Source organism: Microbulbifer aggregans (assembly GCF_001750105.1).
GTDB classification, from domain to species: domain Bacteria; phylum Pseudomonadota; class Gammaproteobacteria; order Pseudomonadales; family Cellvibrionaceae; genus Microbulbifer; species Microbulbifer aggregans.
The window spans coordinates 2,016,079-2,031,914 of the sequence record NZ_CP014143.1; the positions used below are offsets into that span (position 1 = coordinate 2,016,079).

Consider the following 15,836-nt stretch of genomic DNA (forward strand, 5'->3'; position numbering starts at 1 on the left):
CGGGGCTGGCCTGATGGCGTATTGGCAAGTCACCACTGGCGGCTGCAGCCATTCCCATTGGGTGGCAAAACAAGAATACAAAGGGTGCACAAAAAGGAAGGCAATCATGAACAAAGTAAAAAAAGCGGTAATCCCCGTTGCAGGCCTGGGCACCCGTATGCTGCCCGCCACCAAGGCCATCCCCAAAGAGATGCTGCCGATCGTGGACAAGCCGCTGATCCAGTATGTGGTGAACGAAGCGGTAGCCGCTGGCATCAAGGAAATCGTCCTAGTTACCCACGCCAGCAAGAACGCCATCGAAAACCACTTCGACACCTCCTTCGAACTGGAAGCCCAGCTGGAAAACCGGCTCAAGCGGCAGCTCCTGGAAGAGGTGCGGTCCATCGTGCCGAAAGACGTAACGGTGATTTCCGTGCGTCAGGCAGAGGCCAAGGGCCTGGGCCACGCCATCAGCTGTGCTCGCCCGGTTGTAGGGGATAACCCCTTCGCTGTTCTGCTGCCAGATGTCCTAATCGACCAATACGCCGCAGACCTGAGCACCAGTAATTTGGCCGATATGGTCCGCAACTTTGAGGTAACAAAGGCCAGCCAGATCATGGTTGAAGCCGTGGAGTGGGATCAGGTCAGCAAATACGGTGTGGTGGATTGCCTGGGTGCAGACCTGCAGGCAGGCGGTAATGCCAAGATTGACGGCATGGTAGAAAAGCCCGAAGTAGACGCAGCTCCCTCAAATATGGCAGTGGTAGGGCGTTACGTGCTTCCAGCAGAAATCTGGGGTCTGCTAGAAACTACTCGGCCCGGAACCGGTGGCGAAATCCAGCTCACTGATGCTATCGACGAACTCCTCAAGCAGCAGGTCGTTGAAGCGTACCGCATCGTCGGCCACAGCCACGACTGTGGCAATAAGCTCGGCTATATGAAAGCCCAGTTTGAATACGGCTTGCACCACAAGGAAATAGGCCGCAGCCTGAAAGCTTTCCTGCATACAGAGAAAACAAAGGCCAGCGAAGAGAGTTAAGTAGATAGCAGGCTTCTGACGCCGTACCCAAAGTGCATATTGCGGCATGGTAAATGCACATTGAACCGATGGGGCTTGTAGTAAGACCAATGACAGTCGTTGCTCGAAGTTTATCCATTTAAAAGAATACAGTTCACGCCTAGTGCATGAGCAATCTATTTTTTTGTGATTTTGATGAATGTAATAAAGACAAAGCTACCGGGCGTGGTGATCATCGAGCCAAAAGTGTTCGGCGATCACCGAGGCTTCTTCTTGGAAAGTTTCCAGAAGGATCGGTATCGGGATGAGGCTGGTATCGATCTTGAATTCGTTCAAGACAACCATTCCCGCTCATCCTACGGCGTCCTGAGAGGCCTACATTTTCAGAAGACAAGGCCTCAAGGCAAGCTGGTCCGTGTGGTTTCCGGTGAGGTTCTGGATGTGGCTCTGGATATCAATCCAGATTCTTCCACTTTTGGCCAGTATGAGGCCGTCGTACTCTCAGCAGACAATCATCGTCAGTTCTGGGTTCCGCCCGGCTATGCCCATGGATTTGTGGTCCTCTCTGAGTTTGCTGATTTCGAATACAAGTGCACGGAGTATTACGACCCTTCTGATGAAGGCGGAATCATTTGGAATGACCCGGACGTGGGGATTGATTGGGAAGTCGACTCCCCCAAGCTCTCAGACAAGGATCTGAAGCTGCCAACAATTGCTGAATACGCAGCGCAGCTTAAAGGGTAGCTTCAGAGATGAGAGTTTTATTATTTGGAGCCAACGGCCAGGTTGGTAGGGCGTGTCAGGAACTGATGGCCGGCCCGGAGTTTGAGCTACTTCCCATAACTCGTAGAGAAGCAGATCTTTCCAACCCCGCAGAGGCTTACGAAGCCGTAGTGTCCCGTGAACCGCAATTAGTGATCAATGCCAGCGCTTATACCGCGGTCGACAAGGCTGAGTCTGAACCGGAGTTGGCCCAGAGTGTCAACGGCGACAGCGTTGCAGCAATGGGTAAAGCTTGTGCCAAAGTTGATATCCCCTTGATTCATATTTCAACCGATTATGTGTTCGACGGCCAGGGTTCCAAACCGTATAAGGAAGAAGATCCCGTCAACCCAATGGGGGTTTACGGGGCGACAAAGCTAGCTGGTGAGCAAGCTTTAGAGGCCGGCAGTAACAAGGTTGTCATTCTCCGCTCCAGCTGGGTGTTTGGCGAGTATGGCTCAAATTTTGTGAAGACCATGCTGCGCCTGGGTGCTTCACGACCGGAGCTTGGCGTGGTGTCTGATCAGGTGGGTAAGCCCACGTATGCCACTGATATTGCCAGCGTAATCCTCAGCCTGACCCGCATATATCGTGATACCGGTGATCTTCCCTGGGGTATTTACCATTGTAGCAATCAGGGTACATGCTCCTGGTACGATTTCGCCTGTGAAATATTCAATCAAGCGGAATCACAGGGTTTTCTGGAATCTTCACCAGCTGTGAAGCCAATCACGACGGGTCAATACCCAACACCCGCTGCTCGCCCCGCTTACTCAGTATTGGATTGCAGTAAGCTGGAGCGGCTATTGGGAGCGCCTCTGTCTCATTGGCAGGTTGGATTAGAGCGAATGTTGTCACACTTAGCTGCGAGTGCCTGGCTAGGAGAAAGCAAATGAAAATCATGGTCACCGGTGGAGCTGGCTTTATCGGCAGTGCAGTCGTTCGATACTTGATTGGTGAAACTGATCACGAAGTATTGAATATTGATGCGCTCACCTATGCAGGAAACCTCGAGTCCATCCCCTGTAGCGACGATCCGCGCTACCAGTTCAAACAAATCGATATTTGTGATGCTGTAACACTGGATGCAGCATTCGCCGAATTTCAGCCAGACGCTGTGATGCACTTGGCTGCAGAGAGCCACGTGGACCGCTCCATCGACGGTCCCGCAGAGTTTATGCAGACAAATATAATGGGCACCTACAATATGTTGGAAGTGGCTCGTCGCTACTGGTCATCGTTGGGTCCTGACGCTAAGGCCGTCTTCCGCTTTCATCACATCTCTACGGATGAGGTATACGGGGATCTTGGCCCGCAAGGCCTGTTTACAGAAACGACGCCTTACGAACCCAGTTCGCCATATTCGGCCAGTAAAGCGTCCAGCGATCACTTGGTTCGCGCCTGGTTGCGGACATTCGGTCTACCAACCATCGTAACCAACTGCTCGAATAATTATGGGCCTTACCACTTCCCGGAAAAATTGATCCCATTAATGATTCTCAATGCCCTCGCGGGCAAGGCATTGCCTGTTTATGGTGACGGAAGTCAGATTCGTGACTGGCTCTATGTTGAAGATCATGCGAGAGCCCTGGTCAAAGTAGTAACTGAAGGGCAGGTAGGTGCGACCTACAACATTGGTGGCCACAATGAGCGAAAAAATATAGACGTTGTAAAAACTATTTGCTCGATCCTCGAAGAGCTGGCGCCGGAAAACCCCAACTCAAAAAAAACAGGCAATGAGGGTGGCTTTGAGTCACTGATTACCTATGTGGCGGACCGTCCCGGTCATGATGTCCGCTACGCAATCGATGCCAGCAAAATAGAGCGAGAGCTCGGTTGGGTGCCTGCAGAAACGTTTGAAAGCGGGATCCGAAAGACTGTTCAGTGGTATCTGAACAATGAGAGCTGGTGGCAGCGAGTGCTGGACGGTAGTTATCAAGGTCAGCGCTTGGGGCTGGCAAGCTGATTTGACTCGCAGGCAATACAAAGAATAAAGGTTTTAACATGAAAGGTATTATTCTGGCAGGCGGTTCGGGTACCCGCCTCTATCCATTGACAAAGAGCATCTGCAAGCAGCTGCTTCCCGTCTACGATAAGCCGATGATTTACTATCCACTTTCTACTCTGATGCTGGCGGGTATCAAAGACATTTTGATCATTTCTACCCCTGAAGATACACCTCGGTTTTCTCAAATGTTGGGTGATGGCACCCAGTGGGGGATCAACCTGCAATATGCTGTGCAACCATCACCCGACGGACTGACACAAGCTTTTATCATCGGGGAAGAGTTTATCGCTGGAGATAGTTGTGCACTTATATTGGGCGATAATCTCTTTTTCGGTCATGGAATGTCGCAGGCGCTTCAGCGTGCTGCACAGAAAGATAGTGGAGCAACCGTATTCGCTTACCCCGTCAGCGATCCAGAACGTTTTGGTGTGGTTGAGTTCGGTACAGATGGCCAGGCTATCAGTATTGAAGAAAAACCGCAGAATCCAAAGTCCCGCTACGCTGTAACGGGGCTCTATTTTTATGACAGTAGTGTAGTCCAGCGTGCTAGAGACGTTCGACCCTCTGCGAGGGGGGAGTTGGAAATTACTGATCTGAACTTGATGTACCTGGAACAGAATGAGTTGAGCGTGGAGTTAATGGGCAGGGGCTCTGCCTGGTTGGATACAGGTACACATGATTCGTTGATGGAGGCTGGAAATTTTGTTCAAACGATTGAACATCGTCAGGGACTCAAGATTGCTTGTCCGGAAGAAATTGCTTGGCGGCAAGGGTGGATTGACGACTTAAGAATGAAAGAGTTGGCAGAACCCCTGCTAAAGGGCGGATACGGAGAATATCTACTTTCTATTATGAATTTTTGATCTGTTTTTGGGGTTGGGGTTTTAGCAAATAGCTCGGACTTCTGAATAAATTAAGGAAATACTTGAACAAGGGGAGTTATCGCTGGCTATATTTAAGCGAACTGCCTTTTAATTAGCATCGAGATGTTAAGGTTGAATATGCCAAAAAAAAGAACTGACCTAGTCGACAGCGGAAGTAAAACAGTAAGGATCTTAGGCACTCGGGGCGTTCCTGCAAGCCATGGGGGGTTTGAGACTTTCGCAGAGAAGCTTGCTTTATATTTGGTTGATCGAGGCTGGCAGGTCGTTGTTTATTGTCAGGAGGAAGGGGCAGGGAAATTTAGGGAGGACGATTGGAACGGCATTGCTAGGGTGATTATTCCGGAGCCAAATGAGGGAGCCTTGGGAACAATTCGTTTCGACTGGAAGGCGATTTCGCACGCAGCGCAGCATAAGGAGGATTTAATGCTGGTGCTCGGATATAATACAGCATTTTTTTGCCTCATTTTCCGACTCAAAGGCATTGCTAATATTATTAACATGGATGGCATCGAGTGGAAAAGAGCTAAGTGGGGGGCAATTGCAAAGACTTGGTTCTGGCTAAATGAAAGGTTTGGCTGTTGGTTTGGAAATCACTTAATAGCCGATCATCCCGAAATAAAAAGGCATCTGGCAACTCGAGTTAGCGAAAATAAAATAACTATGATCCCATATGGTGCCGACCAGGTCCTAGAAGCCGACCCCACCCTTTTGGGTGAGTTTGGCTTGGAGCCCTATGGATATGCAATTGTCGTCGCTCGCCCTGAGCCAGAGAACTCGATTTTACAAATTGTAAAAGGATTTTCGGAAAAAAAGCGGGGTAGAAAGCTAATCTTGATTGGAAATTACGATATTTCAAATACCTATCATAAGAAGGTTATGGCCTCAGCTAGTGAGGAGGTGATTTTCCCTGGTGCTATTTACGATAAAGTTAAGATCAATGCTCTGCGTCGCTTCTCTTTTTTGTATATTCATGGTCATACGGTAGGAGGCACAAATCCGTCATTAGTTGAAGCCCTTGGCGCAGGTCTGCCTGTATTGGCACATGAAAATAAATTTAACCGGTGGGTGGCCGGCGAAGGCAATGCATACTTTGAGGATGAAAATTCTTTTAGCATTGTTTTAGAGGACCTTTTATCTAGGCCCTTGGCACTCAGGGAGATGAGCCTAAATTCTCGGGCACTTTTTGATAAAAAATTTAGGTGGAACATGATTCTGGAGCAGTATGAGCAGTTGATGCAATTTTGGCTTTCTGGGCAAAGTGTTGATGAGGGTGAAATTGTTCAAGCTTGAACCACACTTGACTGAAGTCCTCAAGGGTTCTGCTACTACATTTGTACTAAAGATGTTTGGTATGGGGCTCGGTTATGTTGTTATCAGTTTGATCGCAATGCGAGGTGGAGCAGAAGGAGTAGGTGCCTACAGTTTGATACAGTCGCTTCTTCAATTCCTTAGCTTGTTAGCGATGATGGGTATGAATAACGCCATTCTGAAGTATTCTGCATCATCTGTTAGTAATGAGGGGCTCTCTAAGTTGAGAGGATACTATAGTTTTTCTCTGAGTAGGGCGGTAACCCTTTCACTTCTAGTGGCCGTTATTTTGTGTCTCCTTTCGGGCCCTCTGTCGCACTGGTTAGATGGTGGTGAAAAATATCAATTTTATTTGTACCTTGTTGCGGTAGCTCTTCCATTAAGTGTTTTGCTTCTCATTTCTGTAGAGGTCCTTCGAGGATTATCAGAAATAAAGCTTTCGGAATGGTTTAGAAGTATAAATATAAATTTGCTGAATGTTTGTGTTTTTCTGGGAGCAGGTTTAGTTCTCTATCCAGATCCGGTCCTGAGTTACATTTTGGCTGTTCTGGCCTCGTCGCTGCTTTGTTTATACGTTTTGTACACTCGCTTGAAAGGGGTTACTGCCGGGTTGCTTTGCAAAGAAGAGAGGCGGGATTACTTGGCAGTATCTTACCCCATGTATGTTACAGCACTGTGCACATATCTCCTTCCGCATTCAGCCATATTTATTATTCAGTATTTTCTCAAAGGAAGCGATGTTGGTGTGTATAGTCTTTGCTTAAAGCTTTCTTTGTTAGTTGGAATGGTTCTACTTGTTTTTAACACTATGCTGGCGCCAAAGCTCGCTAGAATGCATGTTTGCGGACAACCCATGAATGACTTGATTGGAAAGTCCTCTTTAACGATGACTCTCCTCTCGGCTTTTATTGGGCTGTTTTTTATCGTTTTTGCAGAACAAGTGCTTGCACTATGGGGTGAGGATTTTATACGTGGGAGTCTTTTGCTAAGAGTATTGGTTCTAGCGCAAGTTATAAATTCAACATTCGGTATAGCTGGCACTTTGCTGAACATGACGGGGCATCAAAGCGTCGTTCGCTGGGCTTCCATTCTAACACTGATTGTCAATGTGGCGCTTTTATGGGTTTTTGTGCCAATTTATGGTATTGAAGCTGCGGGGATAGGAGTTTTGACTAACGCACTCCTTATGAACTCAGTGCTGGCTTCATATGTATATTTTCGACTTGATATCAAAATATGGCCAAGTGTGAGATTGTTGAATGTCTAAGCCAAATTTTTTTATTGTTGGTGCACCCAAGGCTGGAACTACATCAATCGTAAGTTATTTAGGTGAAAGTCCAGAAGTTTATATAAGCCCTATTAAAGAACCACATTTTTTTAGTTCTGACATCCGATGCTCAAACTTCACCCAAGCCGATTGTAAGTCAGCTTGTATCGATATTGATCGTTATCTGAAGAAAGTCCCTCTGCAGCATCTTCATATTGCGTTTGTTAAAGATATCGCTAACTACTTGGAATTGTTTCGGGAAGCGCAGGCTGAGTTAGCAATTGGAGAGGCAAGTACTGGATATATGTATTCAGAATTTGCGGCACAAAATATAGCTAAGTTTAGCCAAAGTGCAAAAATTATCATGTTGCTGAGGGATCCGGTTGATAGGGCGTACTCACACTGGAAGATGAACGTGGCGGCTGGTAAGGAGCCCAAGAATAAGCCTTTTTCCCAAGCGTTGGAAGACGATTTCAATAAGAAAACTAAAGGCTATTGCCGTTCACATTTATATGTGGAGAGTGGGTTATATGCTGCTCAGGTGAAAAGGTATTTTGAGTTCTTCCCAAGGGAGCAAATACTTATCATTAAATATGAGAATCTAGTGCGTGCACCTGAGATTGTGATGACCAATTTATTTAACTTTTTAGGAGTTAAGCCGGTAGAAGTTGATCTCCATCGACGAGAAAATGTTTCACGTATCATACGGTTTCCTAAGTTTTTGGCGTTCGCTAAGAAAATGGGCGTTAAGTATGTTTTCCCAAACAAAGTAATATCACTTTTGAAGCGACTTCTAGATGATAGCAGAAAGTATTTTCTAAGTACTTCTGTCAAGTCAGAGCTAAATAAGAAGTTCTTCCTGAAAGATATTGAAACCCTCGAGTCTGTTTGCGGCATCAAATTTGATGAGTGGAAAGGCTGATTATGAAGGCTTTGATTAGAAACTATGTGAATAGCTTGATTTGGATGTGGTTAGCTATTCTTTCGAGATTACCTGTCCGCTGGATCAGGACGGGACTTCTTAAGTTATCAGGCATGCAAATAGATGGGGCAATAGTTTATGGTGGATTTCATGTTCGGAAACCTTCCAAGATAAAGATTGGCAATGGAAGCGTAATTGGCCACGGAGTTACCTTGGATGGGAGAAATGGTATTACCATAGGCGAGAATGTGAACTTTAGTTCCGAGGTCATGGTCTGGACTATGCAACATGACTACGATTCGCAAGACTTTCGGATTGCCGGAGGAGAAGTCGTAATCGGTGATTACGCATGGATATCTGCTAGAGCGACTATTTTGCCTAATGTGAAAATTGGTGAAGGTGCCGTTGTTGCCGCGGGTGCTCTGGTAACGAAAGATGTTGCCCCCTTTAGCGTAGTTGGAGGGGTGCCGGCAAAAAAAATTGCCGTTAGGCGCAAGGATCTGAATTATTCCCCCGCTGAGGGGGGGGGGCTTCCTTTTGTTTAATCTGCCTGGCAGAGATGCCCTATAGCCATGTATTAGCTTAAAATTTGGGTAGTTTTGTGTTCTTTTTAGCGATATTATTTTTTTTGCTATGTGCCCTTAGTGTAATTATATATGTTCACATTGGCTTAAAGCGCTCTGACCTTGCCTTTATATTGACTCTCTATGTCGTTCTGCTTTGGCCAACCTATCTAAATGTGAAGATTGGTTCACTGCCGAATATCGGTTTGGACAGGATATTTGTTCTTCTGTTTCTCTTCACGATGCTGGCAAAAAAGTTTTCGGGATGGAAGGGCTATTTGAAGTCTGCTGACTTTCCCTTGGCTTTATATGCGCTCTTTGGTTTCTGGATGATATTGGTGGGGTTATTATCACCATTCTCAAAAGTGGCTGCTACCTATGCTGTTGTGAATTGGTTTTTTTTCGGCCCCTTTTTAGCGGTCTCAGTCATAAGTATTTTTAATGGGGCTAATGGGGCTCATCGGCTTCTTTTGCATCTATATATTATTTCCTTAATAGTAAATATTTTGGGTTTATTAGAGGTTTTTTCTGGAGAGCCACTGTTTGCTGAGTTGTCCGCTCTATTGGGTGTCAACCGAGAGGGGTTGGTAGAGGGCTTTTACCGAGATGGCCGCGCTAGGGTGATATCAGTATTTTCAAGCCCGCTGGTTTACGCGCAGTTTCTATTGGTCACTCTTTGCTTGAGCTTGATGAGGTACGTAGAAAGTTCTGGTCCCTTTAAGTTGTTGGCGGCACTTAATATTTTATTGTCGTATATTCTTTTGTTGAAAACTGGATCGCGTGCCGGACTTGCTATTTCGCTCTTACTCCCAATTATTTTCTTATATATTAAGCTTTGGCGTATAAATTTTGCGCTACCGTTATTGAAGTTTGGCCTTTTTTGCCTGATGAGCCTCCTGTCACTTTCCGTCTACTGGTTGTATGTGACTTATATCTCGGACGCAAGAAATTTAGAAACATTGATGGCATATGGTTATGTGAGCACTAGCGAGGCGAGTTCATTAGCTAGAGTTTTGCAGTGGGATCTTGGCCTTGAGGCCTTCAAAGAACGGCCTTTTTTGGGCTACGGGGAGGGGCAGGCAGGGGAAGCAATTATTTCAACTATAGTCTTAGATAATTATTATTTAACCCGTTTATTATCTGGGGGTGTTCTAGGCTTGATTCTTTTTTTGATGCCTATTCTAATACTTGTGCGATATGGCTTTGTAGCTCTAACTAATGGTGAAAAGCGCGCGATATATCCTTTATCTGCTGTTGCTTGCCTCCTAATATTTTACTTTATTTTGTCGATCAATCGACTTGATACTTTGCTTTTCGTTTTGTTCGGCGTTTTAGTCCTGTACTGGAATTCGGTCAAAGTGAAAAGCATTAAGGGCGGTGGTGCATGATTCGCGTGTCGGCAATAATATTGAATTTTAATGGTGCTACTGACACGATCGAATGCTTGGAGAGTCTTTCCAAAGTTAATGCGGAGGGGATTTTTTTACAGAAGATAGTTATCGACAATCACTCAACCGATGATTCTGTTGGCCAGCTGCGGCGCTACATGTCCAGAAAAAATTATAATTACAAGTGTTATGACACTTCTGATGTAATTGGTGATGAACTGTCGAGTTTAGATGTGGTTCTAATTGGATCTGGTCGCAATGGTGGATTTGGCTTTGGTAATAATGTAGGGATTAAAATTGCGTTTAGTAGCGGCGCAGATTATGTCCTCTTGATTAATAACGATACTGTTGTGGAGCCAGATTTTTTATCTCCGCTATTCAAAGTGTGCGAGTCAGAAAGCTCGGTTGGTATTGTTTGTGGGCAGATAAATTATTTTGATGAACCGGACCGAGTGTGGTTTAACGGTGGTGATTTTAATTTGGCCACTATGAGTGTGTCCCATAGAGATTTTGGATTACATATCTCCGATAGGTCCGCTTGGCATCGTGATTCTACTTTTATATCTGGTTGCCTCTGGCTTTTGCCAAGAAAGACGATCCAAGCTGTTGGCTTGCTTAATGAGTCGTACTTTATGTATTTCGAGGATGTCGAATATTGTCATAGGGTAACTGAGGCAGGTTTGCGACTAGTCGTTGAGCCCGAGTCTGTAATCTATCATAAGGTAGGTAGTAGTGGGGGGGGGCATATGTCGGACTTTTCTATTTATTGGACTGCAAGAAACAAGGCTGCTTTTTGGAAGAGTAACTTAGGGCGTGTTGGGTTTCTGGCCTTTCTAAACATTGGTCTTTTATGGCCATTTAAATGTTTTTTAAAGTTTGGCTATTCGGCTTGGGTAAATGCAAATAAAGGGTTTTGGAGTGGTTTGTTGAGATGATTTTCGTTGTTGGTAATTCCCGTAGCGGGACTACGATGATGAGTCGAATCCTGGGGCGGGGGAGTCGTGTTTGCAATTTACAGGAAGTCCACTTTTTCGAGTGGATGGTTTCTGCCGATAGAATTCGGGAGGAGATTTCATATGATGATGCAGTGCGTTTGTTCTGCTGCCTGATAGCTAAGCAGGAGCAAAATTTCTATCGAATTTCTGATCCTGATCAGTACGTTAATCGGTCAAGAGCAGTGTTGGACCCTATACCCCGCAGAGATTTGACTCCAATTTCAGTCTATAAGTTATTTCTTGGTTGGTGGGCAGAGAAAGTTGGGGTGGATATTTGTTGTGAGCAGACCCCAAAAAACGTGTTTTACATTGAGGAAATATTAGAGCATTTTCCTGATTCGAAGATTATTAATATGGTTCGTGACCCTAGGGCTGTGGCTTTTTCACAGCGAAATAAGTGGAAGCGACGATTCTATGGAGAGGATGGGGAGACTGTCTTCGAGACGATAAGAGCCTGGTCTTTGTATCACCCCATTTTGACTGGCCGAATGTGGTCTATGGCGGTCGATGCAGGTTTTCGTGAGGACAGTGAGCGGGTAAAGACCATTAGATTTGAAGATTTGGTTGCTGATCCCCATAGAATAGTGCGTGAAGTCTGTGATTTTTGTGAAATCGAATTTGATCCAGTTATGCTGAACGTGCCAGTCGTAGGATCTTCGCTGGGAAAGGACGAGCCCAGTTCAAGGGGGATATCGTCCAGCAATATTGCCTCTTGGGAATCGGATGGCGGTTTGTCGAGTTCAGAAATATTTTGGATTCAAAAAGTTGCGGGGCGTAACCTTGCGCGAGCAGGCTACGAGCTGTCTAAAAAGGGTCGCTGTTCTTTCCGTGTTGGCAGTGATTTGCTTACGTTTCCGTTCAAATGTCTTTTTGCACTAGTGCTTAATACGGGTCGAATGGCGAATCTGCTGAGCACGATAAGACGGCGATTCGGGGGTGCTCGTGCCTAGGGTTGCAATTATTGAGCCTGTCGGCGGTCACGGTGGGATGAACTATTATGATCTCGGGCTTCTGAAGGGGGTTATTGATGCCGGCACCGACGCACTCTTGTATACGTCAGAGGAGACTAATGTCAGTCCGGAGATGTCCTGTTTTGTGCGAAGGTATTTTAGGGGTGTCTGGGGCCCCAAAAACAAACTTTTTCGAGCAAGCCGCTTTGTTTTCGGCATGGTTAAATCATTACTGCACGCGCGGTTTTCAAGATGTAATATTGTCCACTACCATTTTTTCCATTATGGAATTATGGAGCTCTTTATGGTTCTTGTTGCGCGGTTGCTTCTCTTTAAAGTGGTCGTCACCGCGCATGATGTTGAGAGTTTCAAGGGCGGTCAAAAAGATTGGCTTGCAGAGATAATTTTAAAGGTGGCAAGTGTTGTTATTGTCCATAACCAGATCAGTAAAAAATCTCTTGTAGAGAAGTTGAGTTTGACTGAGTCTTACATTTATGTGATTCCGCATGGAAACTATTTCGATTTTATCGAACGGAGACCAACAAAGACTGCCGCTAGAGAAGCACTGGGAATTCCTAAAGATAAGATGGTTGTGCTATTTTTTGGGCAGATAAAGAGGGTGAAGGGCCTGGAAGTTCTCCTGAACGCATGGGGTGAAGTTGTCGCTAATGAACCAACTGCTCATTTGGTAATCGCTGGTAAGGTCTGGAAGGATGATTTTTCTGTATATCAGGATCTGATTGATGATTCCCTGCTCTCGGATAGCGTTTCAACTTTTGTGCGTTATATACGTGATGAAGAAGTAGCGGACTTTTATTGTTCGGCGGACCTGGTTGTACTTCCCTATCACCAGATCTTTCAAAGCGGTGTTTTGCTAATGGCGATGAGCTATGGAGTCCCGGTGCTGGTTTCTGATATAGCTGGGATGATGGAGGTTATTGGCAACGACGAGTTTGGATTGAGTTTTGAGAAAGGTTGTCCGAAGGATCTCGCAGTAAAGACCCGCAACCTATTGAAAAGTCCCGATTCCCTAGATCGCTATGCTGATTTGGGCATAAAGAGAATGAATGAAAGCTATAGCTGGGGAAATATCGGAAGGCTGACCGCGGAGCTTTTTCGTTCCCTTTGAATGTATAGGAAGTCTCCGGTGGCGAGAGTTTCGCGTGGGCGCCAATTGTGAAGTCCAATTAAGGGGTGTCACTTATCCGGTGCTGAAGATTTGGATCTCCGCGTTGGAGGCCCTAAAGCTGTTCTCTTTAGTTCAAGCATCTGAGGACTAATAAACGTTGTAATGGTCCAGAGTTCTAGAGACATGATTCTATATTTACTGCCATTGGGCCATGTTATTAGTCATGCTTTTGATGCTTATTCATGGGAATGTAGATTTGCTTTTCCAAGAATGGTACTTGAGGTGTTGGGGGCATCTTTTTTATTAGTTGACTTCAGATTCATGATGCTCGCTAGCGTTTGATACTTATGGGGTAAGGTGCTCAACTGAACGATAACTGGCGGTTATATTTGATAGAAGCTGGATCCAGCAATCGATGATGATCCGGCTTCGCTATAGTTCGTGCTCTATCCTGCGGCCTTGGTGATGCTTCTGCATTCTTCAGTCAAAACGTAGATGTAATGCAAAGTAATCGATTTAGCCCAAAAGGGCTATTTTTTGAGGTTAATTAAAGTGAATAAAATTATTGCTCGCGGCTTATTCGTAGTTTTGTTGGCCGCGGCGCTCTTTGCCGGGCTGAAGTCCACGCCGGTACCACAGGTGGTTTCACACTTTGACCTAATCCTTCACTTCGGTGCTTTTGCTGCGCTCGCAGGGCTTTGGATGATTGGCTTTACGCGGCCGCCAGTTGGTATTTTTGTACTAATTACAATTGGGCTGGGTATTGAAGTGTGGCAGGGCTGGATGCTGCCGGGCCGGACGGCCGATGGCTGGGACATATTGGCCAACTCGCTTGGGGTTTTTTGTGGTTGGTTCTCCATATTGCTTTTAAGCAGGTTTGTATTGTCGCGAGCGGATAAAAAGGCGGGGCTTGTCGAAATTTCGATCAAAAATTCAAAATAAAATCGTGATTTGTATCTCGTTTTTGTGTTGATTGGTGTCACATCTGTGGCATCATTTGAGACCTAAAACAAGAAGCCCGAAAGGGCTGGCCAGGGGTCATGAAGAGCGTACCGCACCTGGGGAACAGGGCAGATTTTGGTCTGCCTTGTGGCGCGGTCGACCCACCTCTTTGCAGGGGATGACCAGGGATACTGGCAGGGAAGAATTTTTCTGGGGGATTTTCGTGGGGCAAGGTTGGATTCGCAGCCACCAGAGTAGCTTGGCTGCTGTATACCGTTTACTGGACGGCGCGCTGATTCTGGGCGCGCTGTTTACCTGCATTACTGCCTTTGGTCACAGCATTACTACCGAGTGGGTGCTGCTGGGGCTGATTGCGGCCGTCGGCTTTGCCGTGATGGCGGAGTCTGTGGATCTCTACCGTTCCTGGCGAGCGGACACTTACCTGCAGATGGTGGCCTACACGGCCTTTGCCTGGTGTGCACTGGGCGCGGTGCTGCTGGTGCTGGGTTATTTCAGCAAGACCAGTGTGGGCTATTCGCGCTTGATCGTGGGCACCTGGGCCGGTTCCACGCTGGTGTTGCTGTGTGCCTGGCGCTTTGGCTTGCGCCAGTTGCTGTTTGTGTTGCGTTCACGTGGCTTCAATACTCGCAGCGCCGCTGTGATCGGCGTGACGGAAGCCGGCCTGCGGCTGGCCCGCAACCTGAATAATGAGCCGCAGCTGGGTATCCGCGTGCAGGGCTTTTATAGCGTGCCGGATTGTGCCGGTTGTGATCAGTCCATGCTGGAACTGGAGCCGGTCAAACTGCTGGGCAGTGTGGAAGATGCCGTGGCGGCAGCCCGCGCCGGCGAGCTGGACCTGGTTTATATCGCCCTGCCCATGCGCGAGGAGCAGCGCATTGCCGATATTCTGCAGGCGCTGGCAGACACCACGGTCACGGTGCACCTGCTGACAGACCTGTTCGTGAGCAACCTGTTGCACGCGCGCTGGCGCCAAGTGGGGGATTCAAGCCTGCTGAGCGTGTACGACACGCCCATCGAGGGCTTGAACAGCTGGCTGAAACGGCTTGAGGACCTGCTGCTGTCGTCCGTCATTCTGCTGTTGATTTCACCATTGATGCTGCTGATCGCTGCGGCGATCAAACTGACTTCACCAGGGCCGGTGATTTTCAAGCAGCACCGCTATGGGCTGGATGGCCGCGCCATCAAGGTGTGGAAGTTCCGCTCCATGACCACCCAGGACAATGGTGACAAGGTGGTGCAGGCGCAAAAGGGCGATGCGCGCATTACGCCGGTGGGCGCTTTTTTACGACGCACCTCGCTTGATGAACTGCCGCAGTTTATCAACGTGTTGCAGGGGCGCATGTCCATCGTCGGCCCGCGCCCGCACGCGGTGGCCCACAACGAGGAATACCGCCAGCTGGTGAGCGGTTACATGCTGCGGCACAAGGTAAAGCCGGGCATTACCGGCTGGGCCCAGGTAAACGGCTGGCGCGGTGAGACGGACACGCTCGAGAAAATGAGCAAGCGGGTGGAGCACGATTTGCATTACATCCGCCACTGGTCACTGTGGCTGGATATCCGCATCGTGCTGATGACGGTATTCAAGGGCTTCACCGGCAAGAATGCCTACTGAGTTGGGCAGGGCTCAACGGTAGCCAGCCGGTGTGGCAGGACAATTGGGGTGCATAGGCACCGTTCGGTTTGGCCGGGCGGTGCATGAC

The 15,836-nt window shown here is 47.3% G+C and carries 15 protein-coding genes; all 15 read left to right on the forward strand.

All coding sequences use genetic code 11. From position 1 onward, the window contains the following. Positions 1-106 precede the first annotated feature (106 nt). Positions 107-1,018 (forward strand): UTP--glucose-1-phosphate uridylyltransferase GalU, encoded by a 912-nt coding sequence (galU, locus tag AUP74_RS08705; RefSeq protein WP_069947234.1) that lies wholly within the window; start codon positions 107-109, stop codon positions 1,016-1,018. A gap of 174 nt (positions 1,019-1,192) precedes the next feature. Next, the gene (rfbC, locus tag AUP74_RS08710; protein WP_069947235.1) at positions 1,193-1,741 is read left to right on the forward strand and encodes a dTDP-4-dehydrorhamnose 3,5-epimerase; all 549 of its coding nucleotides are present in this window, start codon (positions 1,193-1,195) and stop codon (positions 1,739-1,741) included. Positions 1,742-1,749: 8 nt separating this feature from the next. Continuing rightward, positions 1,750-2,655, forward strand: coding sequence for a dTDP-4-dehydrorhamnose reductase (gene rfbD / locus AUP74_RS08715; RefSeq protein WP_069947236.1), 906 nt, complete (start codon positions 1,750-1,752; stop codon positions 2,653-2,655). Then, positions 2,652-3,725: a dTDP-glucose 4,6-dehydratase gene (gene rfbB / locus AUP74_RS08720; protein WP_069947237.1), complete on the forward strand. Its 1,074-nt coding sequence runs from the start codon at positions 2,652-2,654 to the stop codon at positions 3,723-3,725. Before rfbD ends, rfbB begins: the two co-directional genes overlap by 4 nt. A 38-nt stretch (positions 3,726-3,763) precedes the next feature. Beyond that, on the forward strand, positions 3,764-4,630 hold the full coding sequence (gene rfbA, locus AUP74_RS08725; RefSeq protein WP_069947238.1) for a glucose-1-phosphate thymidylyltransferase RfbA: 867 nt from the start codon (positions 3,764-3,766) through the stop codon (positions 4,628-4,630). Between the two features lie 138 nt (positions 4,631-4,768). Continuing rightward, complete coding sequence (locus AUP74_RS08730; RefSeq protein ID WP_069948784.1) at positions 4,769-5,941, forward strand: DUF1972 domain-containing protein; 1,173 nt, start codon at positions 4,769-4,771, stop codon at positions 5,939-5,941. Then, positions 5,928-7,226 (forward strand): oligosaccharide flippase family protein, encoded by a 1,299-nt coding sequence (locus tag AUP74_RS08735; protein ID WP_158514556.1) that lies wholly within the window; start codon positions 5,928-5,930, stop codon positions 7,224-7,226. The genes AUP74_RS08730 and AUP74_RS08735 overlap by 14 nt, the downstream gene beginning before the upstream one ends. Beyond that, positions 7,219-8,148 carry a sulfotransferase family protein gene (locus AUP74_RS08740; protein WP_083260883.1) on the forward strand — a complete coding sequence of 310 codons (930 nt, stop codon included), beginning with the start codon at positions 7,219-7,221 and terminating at the stop codon, positions 8,146-8,148. The genes AUP74_RS08735 and AUP74_RS08740 overlap by 8 nt, the downstream gene beginning before the upstream one ends. Before the next feature lie 2 nt (positions 8,149-8,150). Next, entirely contained in the window at positions 8,151-8,693 is a 543-nt protein-coding gene (locus AUP74_RS08745; protein WP_162493444.1) for an acyltransferase, read from the forward strand. Between the two features lie 194 nt (positions 8,694-8,887). Then, a complete protein-coding gene (locus tag AUP74_RS08750; RefSeq protein WP_145924349.1) occupies positions 8,888-10,099 on the forward strand; it encodes an O-antigen ligase family protein in 1,212 nt (403 codons plus the stop codon). After that, positions 10,096-11,034, forward strand: a complete 939-nt coding sequence (locus tag AUP74_RS17035; protein ID WP_083260884.1) for a glycosyltransferase family 2 protein — start codon at positions 10,096-10,098, stop codon at positions 11,032-11,034. Before AUP74_RS08750 ends, AUP74_RS17035 begins: the two co-directional genes overlap by 4 nt. Further along, positions 11,031-12,044: a sulfotransferase family protein gene (locus tag AUP74_RS08755; protein WP_083260885.1), complete on the forward strand. Its 1,014-nt coding sequence runs from the start codon at positions 11,031-11,033 to the stop codon at positions 12,042-12,044. The genes AUP74_RS17035 and AUP74_RS08755 overlap by 4 nt, the downstream gene beginning before the upstream one ends. After that, positions 12,037-13,173 carry a glycosyltransferase family 4 protein gene (locus tag AUP74_RS08760; RefSeq protein ID WP_145924350.1) on the forward strand — a complete coding sequence of 379 codons (1,137 nt, stop codon included), beginning with the start codon at positions 12,037-12,039 and terminating at the stop codon, positions 13,171-13,173. The genes AUP74_RS08755 and AUP74_RS08760 overlap by 8 nt, the downstream gene beginning before the upstream one ends. Positions 13,174-13,725: 552 nt before the next feature. Continuing rightward, on the forward strand, positions 13,726-14,115 hold the full coding sequence (locus AUP74_RS08765) for a VanZ family protein (RefSeq protein ID WP_145924351.1): 390 nt from the start codon (positions 13,726-13,728) through the stop codon (positions 14,113-14,115). Between the two features lie 259 nt (positions 14,116-14,374). Next, positions 14,375-15,748 carry an undecaprenyl-phosphate glucose phosphotransferase gene (locus AUP74_RS08770; RefSeq protein ID WP_226999742.1) on the forward strand — a complete coding sequence of 458 codons (1,374 nt, stop codon included), beginning with the start codon at positions 14,375-14,377 and terminating at the stop codon, positions 15,746-15,748. Positions 15,749-15,836: the final 88 nt, after the last annotated feature.

Coding starts and splice junctions, on each gene's coding strand:
- galU (WP_069947234.1), top strand. CDS start 107: ATGAACAAAGTAAAAAAAGCGGTAATCCCCGTTGCAGGCCTGGGCACC.
- rfbC (WP_069947235.1), top strand. CDS start 1,193: ATGAATGTAATAAAGACAAAGCTACCGGGCGTGGTGATCATCGAGCCA.
- rfbD (WP_069947236.1), top strand. CDS start 1,750: ATGAGAGTTTTATTATTTGGAGCCAACGGCCAGGTTGGTAGGGCGTGT.
- rfbB (WP_069947237.1), top strand. CDS start 2,652: ATGAAAATCATGGTCACCGGTGGAGCTGGCTTTATCGGCAGTGCAGTC.
- rfbA (WP_069947238.1), top strand. CDS start 3,764: ATGAAAGGTATTATTCTGGCAGGCGGTTCGGGTACCCGCCTCTATCCA.
- AUP74_RS08730 (WP_069948784.1), top strand. CDS start 4,769: ATGCCAAAAAAAAGAACTGACCTAGTCGACAGCGGAAGTAAAACAGTA.
- AUP74_RS08740 (WP_083260883.1), top strand. CDS start 7,219: ATGTCTAAGCCAAATTTTTTTATTGTTGGTGCACCCAAGGCTGGAACT.
- AUP74_RS08745 (WP_162493444.1), top strand. CDS start 8,151: ATGAAGGCTTTGATTAGAAACTATGTGAATAGCTTGATTTGGATGTGG.
- AUP74_RS17035 (WP_083260884.1), top strand. CDS start 10,096: ATGATTCGCGTGTCGGCAATAATATTGAATTTTAATGGTGCTACTGAC.
- AUP74_RS08755 (WP_083260885.1), top strand. CDS start 11,031: ATGATTTTCGTTGTTGGTAATTCCCGTAGCGGGACTACGATGATGAGT.